This is a genomic window from Caballeronia sp. GAFFF1, assembly GCF_023630705.1.
Taxonomy (GTDB): Bacteria; Pseudomonadota; Gammaproteobacteria; order Burkholderiales; family Burkholderiaceae; genus Caballeronia.
In genome coordinates, this window is the sequence record NZ_JALQEM010000020.1 from 122,927 (window position 1) to 138,752 (window position 15,826).

The following is a 15,826-nucleotide window of genomic DNA, read 5'->3' on the forward strand; positions in this document are numbered from 1 at the left end:
TTCCTGAAACCGAAGAAACCGCAGACGTGCACGATCAACGCAGCTTGAGCGTCGACAAGCCGAAGAGACACAACATCAACGTGATGATCCAGAAGCGCACCACCACTTGCGTTTCCGTCCAGCCGGACAGTTCGTAGTGGTGGTGGAGCGGCGCCATCTTGAAGAAGCGCCGGCCTTCTCCGTAACGGCGCTTCGTGAACTTGAACCAGAACACTTGCAGCATGACGGAGAGCGTTTCCGCCACGAAAATGCCGCCCATGATGAACAGCACGATTTCCTGACGAACGATCACCGCGATGGTGCCGAGCGCGCCGCCGAGCGCGAGCGCGCCGACATCGCCCATGAAGACTTGCGCGGGGTGCGTGTTGTACCAGAGGAATGCGAGGCCCGCGCCGCCCATCGCGGAACAGAAGATCAGCAGTTCGCCCGCGCCGGGAATGTGCGGAAAGAGCAGGTACTTCGAATAGACCGAGCTGCCCATGACATACGCGAACGCGCCGAGCGACGCGCCCACCAGCACGACCGGCATGATGACGAGCCCGTCGAGGCCATCGGTGAGGTTCACCGCATTGCTCGACCCGACGATCACGAAGTACGTCATGGCGATGAAGCCCCACACGCCGAGCGGATACGTGATCGACTTGAGGAACGGCAGCATGAGGTCGGCGCGCGCGGGCAGGCCCATGGAGAGGCCGCTACGCACCCACGCCATGAAGAGGTCGAATACGCGCGTGTTGCTGGCCTCGGATACGCTGAACGCGAGATAGACGGCGGCGAACAGGCCGATGACCGACTGCCAGAAATACTTCTCGCGCGACGACATGCCGCGCGGGTCCTTATGCACGACCTTGCGATAGTCGTCCACCCAGCCGATCACGCCATAGCCGAACGTGACGAGCATCACGATCCACACGAAGCGGTTGGTGAGATCCGCCCAGAGAAGCGTGGACACCGCGATGCCCATGAGAATCAGCACGCCGCCCATCGTCGGCGTGCCCGACTTGACGAGGTGCGTTTGCGGGCCGTCCTTGCGCACCGCCTGACCCACTTTCATCGCGGTCAGCTTGCGGATCACCCACGGGCCGCAGACGAGACCGATCAAAAGCGCCGTCGCGGTGGCGCCCACCGCGCGGAACGTAATGTAGGTGAACACGCGCATAAAGCTGGCGTCATTCTGAAGCCATTGCGCGAGTGCGAGTAGCATGCTGGTCCTTCTCTTTCTGTGAGTCAGTGTGCAGCGGGCGCATTGCCCGCCGCGGGTTGTTGTGGGCTCGTCAGGGCGTCCACCACGCGCTCCATCTTCATGAAGCGCGAGCCTTTCGCGAGATAGGTTGCGCCGGGTCCGAACCCGGCTTGCTGAAGAACGTCGATGAGCGCGGTCACGTCGTCGAAATGAACGGCGGTCTGCTTCGACGCCGCCGCGCTAAATGCGTTCACCGAATCGCGGCTGGCTTCGCCGAGCGCGAACAACGCGTCGATGCCGCGCTCGGCGGCATACGCGCCGACTTCGCGATGAAACGCCGGCCCTTCTTCACCGACTTCGCCCATGTCGCCCATCACTAGCACGCGCGGGGCTGCCTGCGCCGCGAGCACGTCGATGGCGGCGCGCATGGAATCGGGATTGGAGTTGTACGTGTCGTCGATGATGGTCGCGCCCGCGAGCGCGCCCGTCACCGCCCGCTTCACCTGCAAGCGGCCCTTCACCGGCTGAAACGCTTCGAGGCCTCGCTTGATGACGTCCAGCGACACGCCGGCCGCCAGCGCGGCAGCCGTGGCCGCGAGCGCATTGCGCGCGTTGTGCTCGCCGAGCACGGCCAGCACGATGTCGACGCGGCCTTGCGGCGTGCGGACATGAACCGTCGCGCCGTCGACCGTGCCCGTGACCGCTGCCTTCGATTCGTCGTCGGTTAGCGCGAAATCCATGATCGGATTGCCGGTGGCCGCCACGCGCCAGATGCTCGCGTAGTGGTCGTCGGCGGGAAACACGGCCGTGCCGGTTTCGCCGAGCGCGTGAATGACGGACGCATGTTCGAGCGCGACGGCCTCGACCGTCGCCATGAACTCCTGATGCTCGCGCTGCGCGTTGTTGACTACAGCGACGGTCGGCGCAGCGATCTTGCCGAGCGCATCCGTCTCGCCGGGGTGATTCATGCCGAGCTCGACCACCGCCAGCCGATGCGCCGCGTTCAGGCGAAACAACGTGAGCGGCAGGCCGATGTCGTTGTTGAAGTTGCCCGCGGTCGCGAGGCGCGCGTCTTCGCCGACTGCCGCCGCGAAGATCGACGCGATCATTTCCTTGACCGTCGTCTTGCCGTTGCTGCCCGTGACGGCAACGAGCGGCATGGTGAACCGCTTGCGCCAGCCGTGCGCCAGCGCACCGAGCGCCGCACGCGTGTCCTTTACCTTGATGACTGGCAGCGGCCAGGCATCCGAATTGCGCAGATCGCGCGAGACGAGCGCGGCGGCCGCGCCGCTCTTCGCCACCTGATCGAGGAAGTCATGCGCATCGAAGCGATCGCCCTTCACCGCGACGAACAGATCGCCCGCCTGCACGGCGCGGCTGTCGGTCACGACGCGTTCGATGGCGATAGCTTCGTCGCCCTGAAAGACCGCGCCGGGAATCAGCGCGGCCGCTTCGCGCAAGATGAACATCGTCATTCGCCGCCTCCGCGTTGTTGCGTGGCGCGTGCCGCAAGCGCGAGGCGCGCGTGATCCTGATCCGAGAACGCGCGCTTTTTACCCATGATTTCCTGCGTGGCCTCGTGTCCTTTTCCGGCGAGCAGTACGACATCTTCCCGCGCCGCCGAGCGCAGCGCCTGCAAAATGGCGCTCGCGCGATCCTCGATGCGCCGCGCCTTCGCGGCGTGTTTCATGCCGGCGGCGATCTGGTCGATGATGGCAAGCGGATCTTCGCTGCGCGGATTGTCGCTCGTGATGACGACCTGATCCGCGAGACGCTCGGCGATTTCGCCCATCAGCGGACGCTTGGTGGCGTCGCGGTCGCCGCCGCAGCCGAACATGCAGACGAGCTCGCCGCCGCGCGCCTGGGCGATGGGGCGCAGCGCGGCCAGCGTTTTTTCGAGCGCGTCGGGCGTGTGCGCGTAGTCGATCACCACGAGCGGCTCATCGTTTTGCAGCCGGCCGCCGAGACGCTCCATGCGGCCATTGACCGATTCGAGCTTGGAGATTCGCGCGAGCGCGGCGTCGAACGGAACGCCGACTTCGAGCAGCACGCCGAGCACCGCGAGCAGATTGCTCACGTTGAACGCGCCGAGCGTGCTCACTTCGACTTCGGCCTCGCCCCAGTCCGACGAAAGATGAAACGCGGTGCCCGTGGCGGTTGCGCGCACGCGGCTCGCGAGCAGCATGGCGTCGGCGCTCGGCGGGGCATCGGCCGGCATCTCGACGGCGTACGCAATCGTCCGCACCTTGCCGCGCAGCGATTCGATGAGGCGCTGACCGGCGGCATCGTCGCGATTGACGATCGCTGTTTTCAGCGACGGCCACGCGAAAAGACGCGCTTTCGCGGCTTCGTAAGCCTCAAAGGTGCCGTGATAGTCGAGATGATCCTGCGTGAGATTCGTGAGGATCGCGATGTCGAAGTCCGTGCCGTTCACGCGCCCCTGATGCAGCGCATGCGACGAGACTTCCATCGCGACAGCCTCGGCGCCCTGCGCCTTCAGTCGCGCGAGGCTGCGCTGAAGCTGCGGCGCATCCGGCGTGGTGAAGCCCGTGGACGCGAGCTTGCCCGGCATGCCGATGCCGAGCGTGCCGATGATCGCGCACGGACGACCGAGCGCGGTCAGCGCGGTCGCGATCCACTGGCTGCACGAGGTCTTGCCGTTGGTGCCCGTCACGCCGACGGTGAGCATCGACGCGCTCGGCTCGCCGTACCACGCGGACGCAATGGGACCGGCGAGTTCGTTGAGCCCGGGAACGGCGAGCGCCTTCGATGCGTCCGGCTTGCCCGCGAAGTTCTCCGGCTGATACAGCGCGGCACCCGCGCCCGCGCCGAGCGCCGCGTCGAGATACGGCCGGTTGTCCGCGCCGTCGACGGCGTACGCCAAGAACACGTCGCCGCTTTTGAGCGAGCGCGTGTCGGCGTGCAACTGGGCCTCGGGCCGCGCATGCGCGCGCAGCCATTGAACGGCATGTGAAACGTCCTTCTGCATCTTGCTCTGACGGGGCGCGCTCATCGCACGACTCCCGGATGTGTCTTCGTGTTGCTCGACACGGCGACCTTCTTTGCCGTGTTCGCGTTGTTCGAACCGTTCGCGTTCGCGGGCTGCGAGGACGCTTGCGTGGCGGATTTCGATTCGTCCGTCACGACCATTTGCTTGACCGGCATGTCCGGCGGCACGTTCAGCGCGCGCAGCGTGTCGCCGACGATGCCCGAGAACACCGGCCCCGATACCTGTCCGCCGAAGTGGCTGCCCGCCGTCGGTTCGTCGACCGATACGGCCACCACGATGCGCGGATTCGGCATCGGCGCCATGCCGACGAACGACGCGCGGTACTTCGAGTGATCGTAGCCGCGGCCCGCGTGCTTGTATGCCGTGCCGCTCTTGCCGCCGACGCGATAGCCCGGGACCGCCGCATCTGGCGACGTGCCGTTTTTCGACACGACCGTCTCGAGCATGGCGCGAACCTCGCGCGCGGTGGTCGGCGAGAAGACCTGCTGGCCCGCCGGCGGCTGATCCCCCGGCGTGCGGAAAATCGAGACGGGCAGAATCGTGCCGTCATGCGCGATGGCGGTGTACGCGCGAGCCAGCTGGAACAGCGACGCCGACAAGCCGTAGCCATAAGACATGGTCGCCTGCTCGATGCGCCGCCAGCTCTTCCACGGCCGCAGGCGTCCGGTCACGGCGCCCGGAAAACCGACTTTCGGCGCCTGACCGAGACCGAGGCTCGTGTACATGTTCCACATTTCCTCGGGCCGCAATTGCATCGCAATTTTGGTCGCGCCGATATTGCTCGACTTCTGAATCACGCCGCCGACGGTGAGCGTGCCGAAACCGGAGTCGTCCGTGATGCGCGCGCCGTCCAGCACGAACACGCCGCCGCCCGTTTCGACGAGCGTGTTCGGCGTCACGCGATGCAGATCGAGCGCGAGCGAAACGGTGAACGGCTTCATGATCGAGCCCGGCTCGAAAGTGTCCGTCAGAATGCGGTTGCGCAACTGCTCGCCGGTCATGCGCGAGCGGTCGTTCGGGTTGTAGGTGGGATAGTTGACGAGCGCGAGCACTTCGCCCGTCTTCACGTCGATCACTATCGCTGCGCCGGCCTTCGCCTTCGTCTTCTCGACGGCCGCTTTCAGGTCCGTGTACGCGATGTACTGAATCTTGCTGTCGATCGACAGCTCGACGTCCTGGCCGTTATGCGGCACGACCTGTTCGTCGACGTCCTCGACGATATGCCCCATGCGGTCCTTGATGACGCGACGCATGCCCGGCGTGCCTGCCAGCACGCTCTGGTCACCCAGTTCGACGCCTTCCTGGCCCTTGTCTTCAATATTAGTAAAGCCGATCAGGTGTGCGGTGATTTCGCCTTCCGGATAGAAACGCTTGTATTCGCCGCGCGAATAGATGCCCGGGATGTCGAGCGCCGCGACTTTCTGCGCGACTTCGAGCGGAACCTGACGCTTCACGTAGACGAACGTCTTGTCCATCGACAATTTCGCGCGCAGGTCTTTCTGCGTCATGTCGAGCAGCTTCGCGAGTTCGGCGAGTTTGTCCGCGCCGAGGTCGTTCGGGACGGCTTCGGGAATCGCCCAGATGGCCTTAACGGGCAGGCTCGTGGCAAGCACGAGACCGTTGCGGTCGCGGATCTGGCCGCGAGTCGCGGGCATTTCCAGCGTGCGCTGATAGCGGCTTTCGCCCTGCTTCTTGAAGAAAGCGTTGCCGGGGCCCTGAATCCAGAAGGCGCGCGCCGCCAGCGCGACGAACGCCATGAACAGCAGGAACACGACGAACTTCGAGCGCCACATGGGCAGACGCACGGCGAGAATCGGGTTGGGCGTGTAGGCGACGTCCTTCTGCTTCGCGGATCTTTTCATCGTTTGACTCCGCGTGCGGACGGCGCCGAAGCGGGCAGCGGCGGCGGCATGGGCGCGTCGGCGGCCTTCGCGGTCGCCGGGTCGTAGGTCAGGTATTGCGTGCGGCCGGTTGTGACGGGCTGCATCTTCAGTGAGTTAGTGGCCAACTGCTCGATGCGCGAAGTCTTCGACAATGCGCTCTGCTGATACTGGAACTGTGCGTAATCCTGTTGAAGCTGGCGCTCCTGCGACTGCGCCCGCTGCAATTCGATGAACACCTGCCGCTGCTTGTTCGTGGCGCTGACGACCGACAGCGCGCACCCGAGCACGACGATCAGGAGAAAAATGTTGAGACGGTTCATGGCGCGATGCGCTCCGCGATACGCATGACCGCGGACCGGGCGCGCGGGTTGTCGGCTACTTCGGCATCGCTCGGAAACACGCGGCCGACGATCCGCAGAGGCGGACTCGGCAGATCGACCGCGCGGATCGGCAAACGACGGTCCACCGCCGGCGCGCTCGATTGCGCCTGCATGAACCGCTTGACGATCCGGTCTTCGAGCGAATGAAAGCTGATCACGACCAGCCGCCCCCCTTGCTCCAACAGCGAAAGTGCCGATTCAAGAACTACTTGCAGCTCCGCAAGCTCTTGATTGATGTGAATCCGTATAGCCTGAAAGGTGCGAGTTGCCGGGTCCTTGCCCTTTTCACGGGTCTTGACGACGTGACCCACGATTTCGGCAAGCTCGCGCGTGCTGACGAGAGGCCCGAGACGGTCGGACTCTGCCCTGCGAGCAACAAGCGCCTTTGCAATCTGAAAAGCAAACCGTTCTTCCCCATAATCTCTGATCACCTCCGTCATTTCCTGCACCGTGGCCCGCGCGAGCCACTCGGCCGCCGACTCGCCGCGAGTCGGGTCCATCCTCATGTCGAGCGGACCTTCCGCGCGGAAACTGAAACCGCGCTCGGGGTCATCCACCTGCGGCGACGACACCCCGAGGTCCAGCAACACGCCCGACACCCGCTCTATCCCGCGCTCGATCGCCGCGCTTCGCAGCGCTGCGAAGCTGTCATGCACGATCGAAAAGCGAGAATCCTGAATCTGTTGCGCCGTGGCGATGGCAAGCGGGTCCTTGTCGAACGCGATCAGCCGCCCTGCCTCGCCCAGCCGCTGCAATACCGCCCGGCTATGACCGCCGCGCCCGAAGGTGCCATCTATATAGATACCGTCGGCGCGCGTGATCAGTCCGTCTACCGCTTCCTTCAACAGCACCGTGCGATGCTGCAAGTCATTTCCCATCGCAGGTGCCATGTTTTTCAGCGCCGCGTCAGAAAGTGAAGTTCTTTAGCGCTTCAGGCATGCCCTGCGCCATGGCTGCGGCTTCCTTCGCCGCGTACGTCTGCGAGTCCCATAATTCGAAGTGAGCGCCCATGCCGAGCAGCGTCACTTCTTTCTCCAGCGCAGCGGCAGCACGAAGCTCGGGCGAGACCAGCACGCGCCCGGCGGTATCGAGTTCGACATCCATTGCATTACCGAGGAAAATGCGCCGCCACCACATGGCTTCCATGGGAAGCGCGGCAACCTTGGCGCGAAAGACTTCCCACTCCGGGCGAGGAAACAGCAACAGGCATCCATCCGGGCTCTTCGTGAGCGTCACCCGGCCTTCTGCCTGCCCTTGCAGCGCCTCCCGATAGCGGGACGGAACCGACATCCGCCCTTTCGCATCGAGCGTCAGCGCCGACGCCCCTTGGAACACTCGCCCTTCTCCCCGTTTGTCGCTGCCTGACTGTCGATGCCCACCGAGACGCCGCGCATGCCTTGAAACTGCCGAAAAGTAGTCGCTGAATCACACAAACAACCACTTTCTCACACTGTCTCCCACTTTAGAGGAACGGATTTCCTCGGTCAAGACGCGTGGCTTTTTTTCGGGGAGCTTTTACTCGCTAGAACAAGGACTTAGCGAACGGACTTATTGCCGGTAGGAAGGGGAAAATCGTTTGAAATTAGAGAACTAGTGAGGGAAGCGAACGTAAAGTATGAACATCTGCGCCGCAGACGCGTGAAATGTAACGGTTTCCGCGAGCGCTTGGAGGCGCTCGACGGATTCCATTGTTCATACAAACGGCTGGCGGTCGCACTTGGGCGCTAAACGTAATAAGCGGTGCGCGTCATCGCCTTCGCCGCTGCTCGCATCATGAGACGCACGGGGAACGGCATTTCTGATCCACCCGCTCCGATGGCGGCGGCTGCGTGCGCGCTTTCGTCCTGCCGCATTTGTTCCACAATCGCGCGAGAAGCGTAGTCGGTAGCTGGCAGCGTTTTCATGTGGCCATCGAGATGCTGTTCGACCTGGCGCTCAGTTTCCGCCATGAAGCCGAGGCTCGCGCGGTCGCCGAAACGCCCGGCGACGAAACCGATGGCGAGCGCGCCCGCATACCAGAGCGGATTGAGAAGGCTCGGGCGCGAGTCCAGGTCTTTGAGACGCTGTGACGTCCATGCGAGGTGATCTTCCTCTTCGCGGGCGGCCTGCTCGAAGCTGGCCTTCAACCCCGGTGACTGAGTCGCGAGCTTCTGCGCCTGATAAAGCGCCTGCGCGCAGACTTCGCCGACATGATTCACGCGCATGAGACCGGCCGAATGAGCCTTCTCCTGGTCCGTGAGCTGCGGCGCGTCAGCGACCATGCCGCCCTCCACGAGAACCGGCATGTTCGATTGCGGTACAGGCCGCGACATGCGGCTTACTCCGGTCATGGAACGTAGGCCGCGATCGAACTCGCCAATGATTTCATCGAGCGTCATGTTCTCACCTCGTTGTTGATGTCATCGTTTCGCGCAACGTCGTACGGGACGATAAGCAATCCCTATTCGCCCGGTCAGACATGCGAAAACGGCCGTCGACGAGCGCCATTTTTTGTAATTAGGGCAAACACGACTCGCAAAACTGCTGCAAAACCAGGATTTTAGCGCATGTTGCGTAAACGTCACACGTAGCCGCGGGCGCGGTCCCTTTTCCTTTGTGCGAAAAGTCGTGTTTGTTACATTACGTGTCACTTCGCAAAGAAGACCCCGGCAGGGACCGTCAACACACTGGCGCTAGAACAGTGACCTTGCCAAACAAGTCGCAAAACACTCCTTGGAGATCTACACAATGAAAAAGTCGCTTCTCGCTCTCGCAGCATTGGGCGTCTTCGCTGGCGCCGCACATGCGCAGAGCAGCGTGACGCTGTACGGCATCATCGACGCAGGCTTCGTCTACTCCAATAATGTCGCCGGTCAAAAGCTGTATGCAATGAGCAGCGGCAACGTGCAGGGCAGCCGTTGGGGCCTGCGTGGCACGGAAGATCTGGGCGGCGGCCTGAAGGCCCTCTTCGTGTTGGAGAACGGCTTCAACGTGTTCAACGGCCGTCTCGGCCAAGGCGGTTCGGAGTTCGGCCGTCAGGCGTATGTCGGTCTGTCGACGGCGCAATTCGGCACGGTCACGCTGGGTCGCCAGTATGACTCCGTAGTCGACTTCACCGGCGCTTTCGAAGTCGGCAGCCAGTGGGCGACGTACTACGGCGCGCACCCGGGCGATCTCGACAACATGAACAACTCGAATCGCGTGAACAACGCGATCAAGTTCACGAGCGCCAACTACGCAGGTTTCTCGTTCGGCGGTCTGTATAGCCTCGGCGGCAACGCTGGCCAGTTCAACCGCAACCAGATCTGGTCGGTCGGTCTCGGCTACTCGCAAGGTCCGCTGCAATTGGGCGCGGGCTACCTGAACGTCAAGGACCCGAACTACTCGTTCTTCGGCAACACGCCGGCGTCGAGCACGACGGGTTCGAACATGGCCGGCAGCCGCGTTTATTCGGGCTACGCTTCGGCTCATACGCAGCAAGTGATCTCGGCAGGCGCAGCGTATACGTTCGGCGCGGCGACGGTGGGCGCGACCTATAGCAACACGCAGTTCAAGGATGTCGGCACGGAAGCAGGCACCGGTCTGAACCCGGCTGGCTACACGGGCGGCACGGGCAAATTCCACAACGCCGAAATCAACTTCAAGTATCAGTTGACCCCGGCTCTGCTGGTCGGCGCTGCCTACGACTACACGAAGGGTTACGGCCTGGGCAATGCCAAGTATCACCAAGGCATGCTCGGCGCGGACTACTTCCTGTCGAAGCGCACGGACGTGTACATCGACGGCGTGTATCAGCACGCTTCGGGCACGGACTCGACGCGAGGCGCCGCAGTCGCCAACATCAACGGCCTGTCGCCGTCGTCGACGTCGAACCAGGTCGCAGCGCTGGTCGGCATCCGCCACAAGTTCTAAGAAGCTCGTAATAAAGCGGGATCTGTTGAAAGGCGCCTTCGGGCGCCTTTTTTGTCTCATGATCCCGGAACGCGCCATCAAAGAAGCCTTCGCTTCTTGCGACGCGAAGGCTTCGATCGAAGTAAGCGCGATCCGCTCAGACCGTACCGTCGCGCAACTCGCGGCGAAGAATCTTGCCGACATTGCTCTTCGGCAAGTCCTTGCGGAATTCGATGATGCGCGGCCGCTTATAGCCCGTCAGCCGTTCCTTGCAGAACGCAATCACGTCCGCTTCGGTCAGGTTGTCGTCCTTGCGCACGATGAAGAGCTTCACCGCCTCGCCCGAATTCTGATCCTTCACGCCGACCGCAGCGACTTCGAACACGCCCGGCAGCATCGCCACGACGTCCTCGATTTCGTTCGGATACACGTTGAAGCCCGAGACGAGAATCATGTCCTTCTTGCGATCGACGATCTTCACGTAGCCACGTTCGTCGAACACGCCGACATCGCCCGAGCGGAAGAAACCATCGGGCGTCATCACCTTCGCCGTTTCGTCCGGGCGATTCCAGTAGCCGGCCATCACCTGCGGTCCCTTGATGCAGATCTCGCCCGCCTGGCCGAGCGGCACTTCGTTGTTGTCGTCGTCGCGAATGGAGACTTCGGTCGACGGCAACGGCAAGCCGATGGTGCCGGTGTACTCGGTGGCCGTCACGGGGTTGCACGTGACGCAGGGCGAAGTCTCCGACAGACCGTAGCCTTCGACGATAGGCACGCCGGTAACGGCGAACCAGCGTTTTGCGACCGCCTCCTGAACCGCCATGCCGCCGCCGTTCGCCGCGATCAGCTTGGAAAAATCCAGCTTCGAGAAGTCGGGATGATTCAGCAACGCGTTATAGAGCGTGTTCACCGCCGGGAACGTGTTGATGGGAATGCCCTTCAGTTCCTTGATGGTGCCCGCGATATCGCGCGGATTCGGAATCAGCACGCCGAGCCCGCCCGTGCGGATCGTGAGCATGCCGCACACCGTCAACGCGAAGATGTGGTACAGCGGGAGCGCGACGACGCACACGAACTGGTCGATGTCGGGCCGCTGTCTGCGCGCCGGTTCCAGCCACACTTCCGATTGCAGCACATTGGCGATCAGATTTCGATGCGTCAGCGTCGCGCCCTTCGCCACGCCGGTGGTGCCGCCGGTGTATTGAAGGAACGCGACGTCGTCCGGTGTCTGCGCGACCGGCTCCAGCGCGTGGCGGCTGCCTTCGCTGATCGCATCGTTGAAGCGAATGCTGCCTGGCAGGTTGAAAGCAGGCACCATCTTCTTCACCTTACGGACGACGAAATTGACCAGCAGGCCTTTCATGCCCATCAAGTCGCCCATTGCCGCGACGACGACATGCTTGATCGCCGTGTTCCTGACCACGGCTTCGAGCGTGGTCGCGAAATTCTCCAGAATGACGATGGCTTCCGCGCCGCTGTCGCGAAGCTGATGTTCCAGCTCGCGCGGCGTGTAAAGCGGGTTCACGTTCACGACGATATAGCCCGCGCGCAGCACGGCCGCGATGGCGATCGGGTATTGCAGCACGTTAGGCATCATCAGCGCGACGCGCGCGCCACGCTTCAAGCCCTTGTGCTGCAACCATGCAGCGAGCTTTTTCGACATGTCGTCGAGCTCGCCGTAGGTGATCGCCTGCCCCATGCAGACGAAGGCGCGACGGTCGCGGTTGTTGCGAAAGCTGTCTTCGAGCAACTGCGAGACCGACCGGTACGCCGACACGTCGATCTCCGCGGGTACGCCGGCCGGATACGATTTCAGCCAGAGTTTCTCCATACGGCGTCTCCTTATTTAATTTTCGAATGGTCGTGCGAAAACAGGATGCTAGCCGCTCGCTTCCGTTCCGACAATCCGGTTAGACGCCGCATTCCAGACCACTTCGGGTCGGGTCTTTCCATACTTCTCAACGCACTGACTCCACTTCCACCAGGCAATCGTAGAACGTCGCCGATCCCCCCAGATCGGTCAAAGCCTGGCTCGTTACTTGATTGGCGTTGCAGCCATCGGGGGACAACTTCTTCCACCAGATCGACAGGCCGACGACGACGCCTTCGCGCGCCCGATCGGTGACACGCGCACGCGCCTGCATCGATCCGCGATCATTGAAGATGCGCACTTGCGCGCCGTCCGCGATACCGCGTGCGTCGGCGTCCGCGGGGTGAATGTCGAGATGAGGCTCCGCCTCGGTCGCGCGGAGACTCTCGATGTTCACGAAACTGCTGTTCAGAAAGTTGCGCGCGGGCGGCGAGATCATCGCCAGCGGATAGCGCGCGGCGAGTTCCGGCGCCGCTTCCGCCGACTCGTACGGCGGAAGGTAATCCGGCAGCGGGTCCATGCCTTCGCGCGCGAGACGTTCGCTGAAGAATTCGCACTTTCCTGATGGCGTGCGGAATCCTCCCTGCGAGAGTGGCGCGTCGGGGATGTCGAGTTCGAGCCAGCGCGACGCCTTCAGTGCTTCCCATCCGCGCCCATTTAACGTGGGGTCGTCCCAGCGGAAGGCTTGCGAAGCGATCTGCTCGTCGGTTTCGAAGAGAGCAGGCTCGGTGAGATGCATCGCGCGGGCAAGGCCGCGGAAGAAATCGGTGTTCGGACGAGATTCGCCCACCGGCGGTATAGCCGGCAGGTTCGCCATGATGTGCGTGTGGCCGTACGACTTGTGGACGTCGAGGTGCTCGAGCTGCGTGGTCGCCGGAAAGATCAGGTCGGCGTAATCGGCGGTATCGGTCTGGAAGTGCTCCAGCACGATGGTGAACAAGTCTTCGCGCGCGAAGCCAGCCGCGACCTTTGCCGAGTCCGGCGCAACGGCGACCGGGTTCGAGTTGTAAACAATCAGGGCTTCGATTTTCGGCCCGAACGCGGCATCGCCCGGATGAAGCAAGGCGTCCCCGATTGCATTCATATTGATGCTGCGCGGCAGCTTGTGCGGCCAGCCCGGCAGCAAGTCCGGGCGTTCGAGCGCGGCATTGTCGACCGGCGCCCATCCCGACGACGACAACAATAGACCGCCCGACCCCTCGCGCCACGCGCCCGTCAGAGACGGCAGACACGCGACGGCGCGCACCGCGTTGCCACCGCCGCGCACGCGCTGCATGCCGTAGTTCAGGCGGATGGCGGCTTTCCTGGTCGAGCCGAATGCACGCGCCAGATCGACGACGGTCTGTTCCTCGATGCCGCAAATCGCCGCCACGCGCGACGGCGGATACTGCGCGGCCCGCGCCGCGAGTGCGTCGAAACCGACGGTGTAGTCTGCGATGTACTCGTGATCGACCAGATTCTCGCGGATCAGCACGTGAATCATGCCGAGCGCGAGCGCGGCATCCGTGCCGGGCCGCAGCGCGATGTGCTGATGACATTTCTCGGCGGTCAGCGACCGATACGGATCGATTGCGATTAGTTTGGCGCCGCGCCGCTTCGCCTCCTGCGCGCGCGTCCAGAAATGCAGGCTCGACGCGATCGGGTTCGAGCCCCAGATCAGAATCAGTTCGCTTTCCTCGAAGAACTCCACATGCATGCCGATGCCCGCGCCATACGTATAACGCAGCCCCGCGGCGCCGGCTGCCGCACAAATCGTGCGATCAAGTCGGGACGCGCCGAGCACGTTGAAAAAACGCGCAGCGATGCTTTCCCCTTGGACGAGGCCCATCGTTCCAGCGTAGCTGTACGGAAGGATCGCTTCCGGCGCACGGCGCGAGATCGGACCAAGGCGCTCGGCGGCTATTCGCAGCCCAGCGTCCCAACTGATCCGTTCGAAACGATTGGAGCCCTTCGGCCCGACGCGAATCAGCGGCGTTAGCAGGCGATCTTTGTGATGCGTTCGCTCGGCGTATCGCGTGACCTTCGTGCAGAGCACGCCTTGCGTCGGCGGATGATCCGGGTCGCCACTCACCTTCACTGCCTTGCCGTTCTCTACGGTCACGCGCATCGCGCAGGTGTCGGGGCAATCGTGCGGGCAAACGGCTCGGGCAAACTCGGCTGGGGCGTTCATCGGAAAGTCCGGTCAATCGACAAGGGCGGCAGATGCCAGAATTCTATTACGCCGGCTATGCGACCGTCCGTCCGATGACTCAAATAGTGGCGGCGTAGAATGAATCAGGTGCATCACACGGTTGGTCCGAATTCAAACAAGCGAGCGGTTCAATGAATCTGATTCCGGAAATCGAAGCATCGCACGATGAAATCCAGGCTCTTCGACGAACGATCCATGCTCATCCCGAACTGCGCTATGAAGAGGTAGGGACTGCGAAACTGGTGGCGGAGAATCTTGAACGCTGGGGGATCGCGGTCCATCGAGGCTTGGGCAAGACAGGCGTCGTTGGCGTTTTGAAGCGTGGGACAGGCAGCGCCTCTATCGGGCTGCGCGCAGATATGGACGCCTTGCCGATTCAGGAACTCAACAGCTTCGGCCATAAGTCGACTCACGCCGGACGCATGCACGCGTGCGGTCACGACGGGCACACGGCCATGTTACTTGGCGCGGCCAAGTATCTCGCGGAAAACGGGAAGTTCGACGGGACGGTCGTCTTCATCTTTCAACCGGCAGAAGAAGGCGGCGCCGGCGCGAAGGCCATGATCGACGATGGACTTTTTACCCGCTTTCCAGTCGACGCCGTTTTCGGCATACACAACTGGCCTGGCATTCCGGCAGGGCACTTCGGCGTGACGGAAGGGCCGATCATGGCGTCGAGCAATGAGTTTCGAATTACCGTCCGCGGCGTTGGGTCGCACGCCGCTTTGCCGCATAACGGACGGGATCCCATCTTCAGCGCAGTTCAAATCGCCAATGCACTGCAGAGCATCATCACGCGCAATAAGAAGCCGCTCGATACGGCCGTGTTGTCGATCACGCAGATTCATGCGGGAGATGCGGTCAACGTGGTGCCCGATTGTGCGTGGCTGGGCGGGACGGTGCGTACGTTCACCGTGGAAACGCTCGACTTAATCGAAGCGCGTATGCGGAAGATCGCTGAATCGACCGCTGCAGCTTACGACTGCGAAGCCGAAGTCTACTTTCATCGAAACTATCCGCCGACGATCAATGATCCGGCGCAGACGAAATTCGCGGCCGACGTAATGGCCGATGTGGTCGGCGAGCAGAACGTCGATTTTTCCGTGGAACCGACGATGGGCGCTGAAGACTTTTCCTTCATGCTGCTCGAGAAGCCCGGCTGCTACGCGTTTCTGGGTAATGGTGATGGGGGGCATCGCGAGCATGGGCACGGTGAGGGTCCGTGCATGCTGCACAACGCGAGCTACGACTTCAACGACGCGTTACTGTCCGTCGGCTCGTCGTATTGGGTGATGCTTGCTGAGCGGTCCTTAGCCCGATGATGTGGGCTCAATCGAGTGGCGTGGCGCTTTGAGCCGCCCCAAACGCAAAAACCCCACCTTTGTGGGGTGGGGTTTTTGTTTAGGGCAAGGGGAGCCTGACGATTACCTACTTTCACA

12 protein-coding genes are annotated in these 15,826 nt (G+C 62.7%); 2 read left to right on the forward strand and 10 right to left on the reverse strand.

The window, feature by feature from the left end; all coding sequences use genetic code 11:
* Positions 1–34 precede the first annotated feature (34 nt).
* From mraY to coq7, 8 genes are all read right to left on the reverse strand, one after another.
* Complete coding sequence (mraY, locus tag NCR37_RS11555; RefSeq protein ID WP_159837037.1) at positions 35–1,204, reverse strand: phospho-N-acetylmuramoyl-pentapeptide-transferase; 1,170 nt, start codon at positions 1,202–1,204, stop codon at positions 35–37.
* Between the two features lie 23 nt (positions 1,205–1,227).
* The gene (locus tag NCR37_RS11560; protein ID WP_250473115.1) at positions 1,228–2,658 is read right to left on the reverse strand and encodes a UDP-N-acetylmuramoyl-tripeptide--D-alanyl-D-alanine ligase; all 1,431 of its coding nucleotides are present in this window, start codon (positions 2,656–2,658) and stop codon (positions 1,228–1,230) included.
* Complete coding sequence (locus NCR37_RS11565; protein ID WP_250473116.1) at positions 2,655–4,196, reverse strand: UDP-N-acetylmuramoyl-L-alanyl-D-glutamate--2,6-diaminopimelate ligase; 1,542 nt, start codon at positions 4,194–4,196, stop codon at positions 2,655–2,657. The genes NCR37_RS11560 and NCR37_RS11565 overlap by 4 nt, the downstream gene beginning before the upstream one ends.
* Positions 4,193–6,055 carry a peptidoglycan D,D-transpeptidase FtsI family protein gene (locus NCR37_RS11570; RefSeq protein WP_250473117.1) on the reverse strand — a complete coding sequence of 621 codons (1,863 nt, stop codon included), beginning with the start codon at positions 6,053–6,055 and terminating at the stop codon, positions 4,193–4,195. Before NCR37_RS11570 ends, NCR37_RS11565 begins: the two co-directional genes overlap by 4 nt.
* Complete coding sequence (gene ftsL, locus NCR37_RS11575) at positions 6,052–6,396, reverse strand: cell division protein FtsL (RefSeq protein WP_250473118.1); 345 nt, start codon at positions 6,394–6,396, stop codon at positions 6,052–6,054. Before ftsL ends, NCR37_RS11570 begins: the two co-directional genes overlap by 4 nt.
* A complete protein-coding gene (gene rsmH / locus NCR37_RS11580; RefSeq protein ID WP_250473119.1) occupies positions 6,393–7,346 on the reverse strand; it encodes a 16S rRNA (cytosine(1402)-N(4))-methyltransferase RsmH in 954 nt (317 codons plus the stop codon). Before rsmH ends, ftsL begins: the two co-directional genes overlap by 4 nt.
* A 16-nt stretch (positions 7,347–7,362) precedes the next feature.
* Positions 7,363–7,791: a division/cell wall cluster transcriptional repressor MraZ gene (mraZ, locus tag NCR37_RS11585; RefSeq protein WP_250473120.1), complete on the reverse strand. Its 429-nt coding sequence runs from the start codon at positions 7,789–7,791 to the stop codon at positions 7,363–7,365.
* 389 nt (positions 7,792–8,180) lie between these two features.
* The gene (gene coq7 / locus NCR37_RS11590; protein WP_250473121.1) at positions 8,181–8,834 is read right to left on the reverse strand and encodes a 2-polyprenyl-3-methyl-6-methoxy-1,4-benzoquinone monooxygenase; all 654 of its coding nucleotides are present in this window, start codon (positions 8,832–8,834) and stop codon (positions 8,181–8,183) included.
* Between the two features lie 349 nt (positions 8,835–9,183).
* On the opposite strand from coq7, the gene NCR37_RS11595 reads away from it, so the two are divergent.
* Entirely contained in the window at positions 9,184–10,347 is a 1,164-nt protein-coding gene (locus NCR37_RS11595) for a porin (protein WP_250473122.1), read from the forward strand.
* A gap of 136 nt (positions 10,348–10,483) precedes the next feature.
* On the opposite strand, the gene NCR37_RS11600 is transcribed toward NCR37_RS11595, so the two are convergent.
* Together NCR37_RS11600 and NCR37_RS11605 are read right to left on the reverse strand one after the other, a co-directional pair.
* Positions 10,484–12,157: a long-chain fatty acid--CoA ligase gene (locus tag NCR37_RS11600; protein ID WP_250473123.1), complete on the reverse strand. Its 1,674-nt coding sequence runs from the start codon at positions 12,155–12,157 to the stop codon at positions 10,484–10,486.
* Between the two features lie 127 nt (positions 12,158–12,284).
* Positions 12,285–14,366 carry a molybdopterin-containing oxidoreductase family protein gene (locus tag NCR37_RS11605; RefSeq protein WP_250473124.1) on the reverse strand — a complete coding sequence of 694 codons (2,082 nt, stop codon included), beginning with the start codon at positions 14,364–14,366 and terminating at the stop codon, positions 12,285–12,287.
* Positions 14,367–14,518: 152 nt separating this feature from the next.
* Between NCR37_RS11605 and NCR37_RS11610 the strand changes: the two genes are divergently transcribed.
* A complete protein-coding gene (locus tag NCR37_RS11610) occupies positions 14,519–15,709 on the forward strand; it encodes a M20 aminoacylase family protein (RefSeq protein WP_250473125.1) in 1,191 nt (396 codons plus the stop codon).
* Positions 15,710–15,826: the final 117 nt, after the last annotated feature.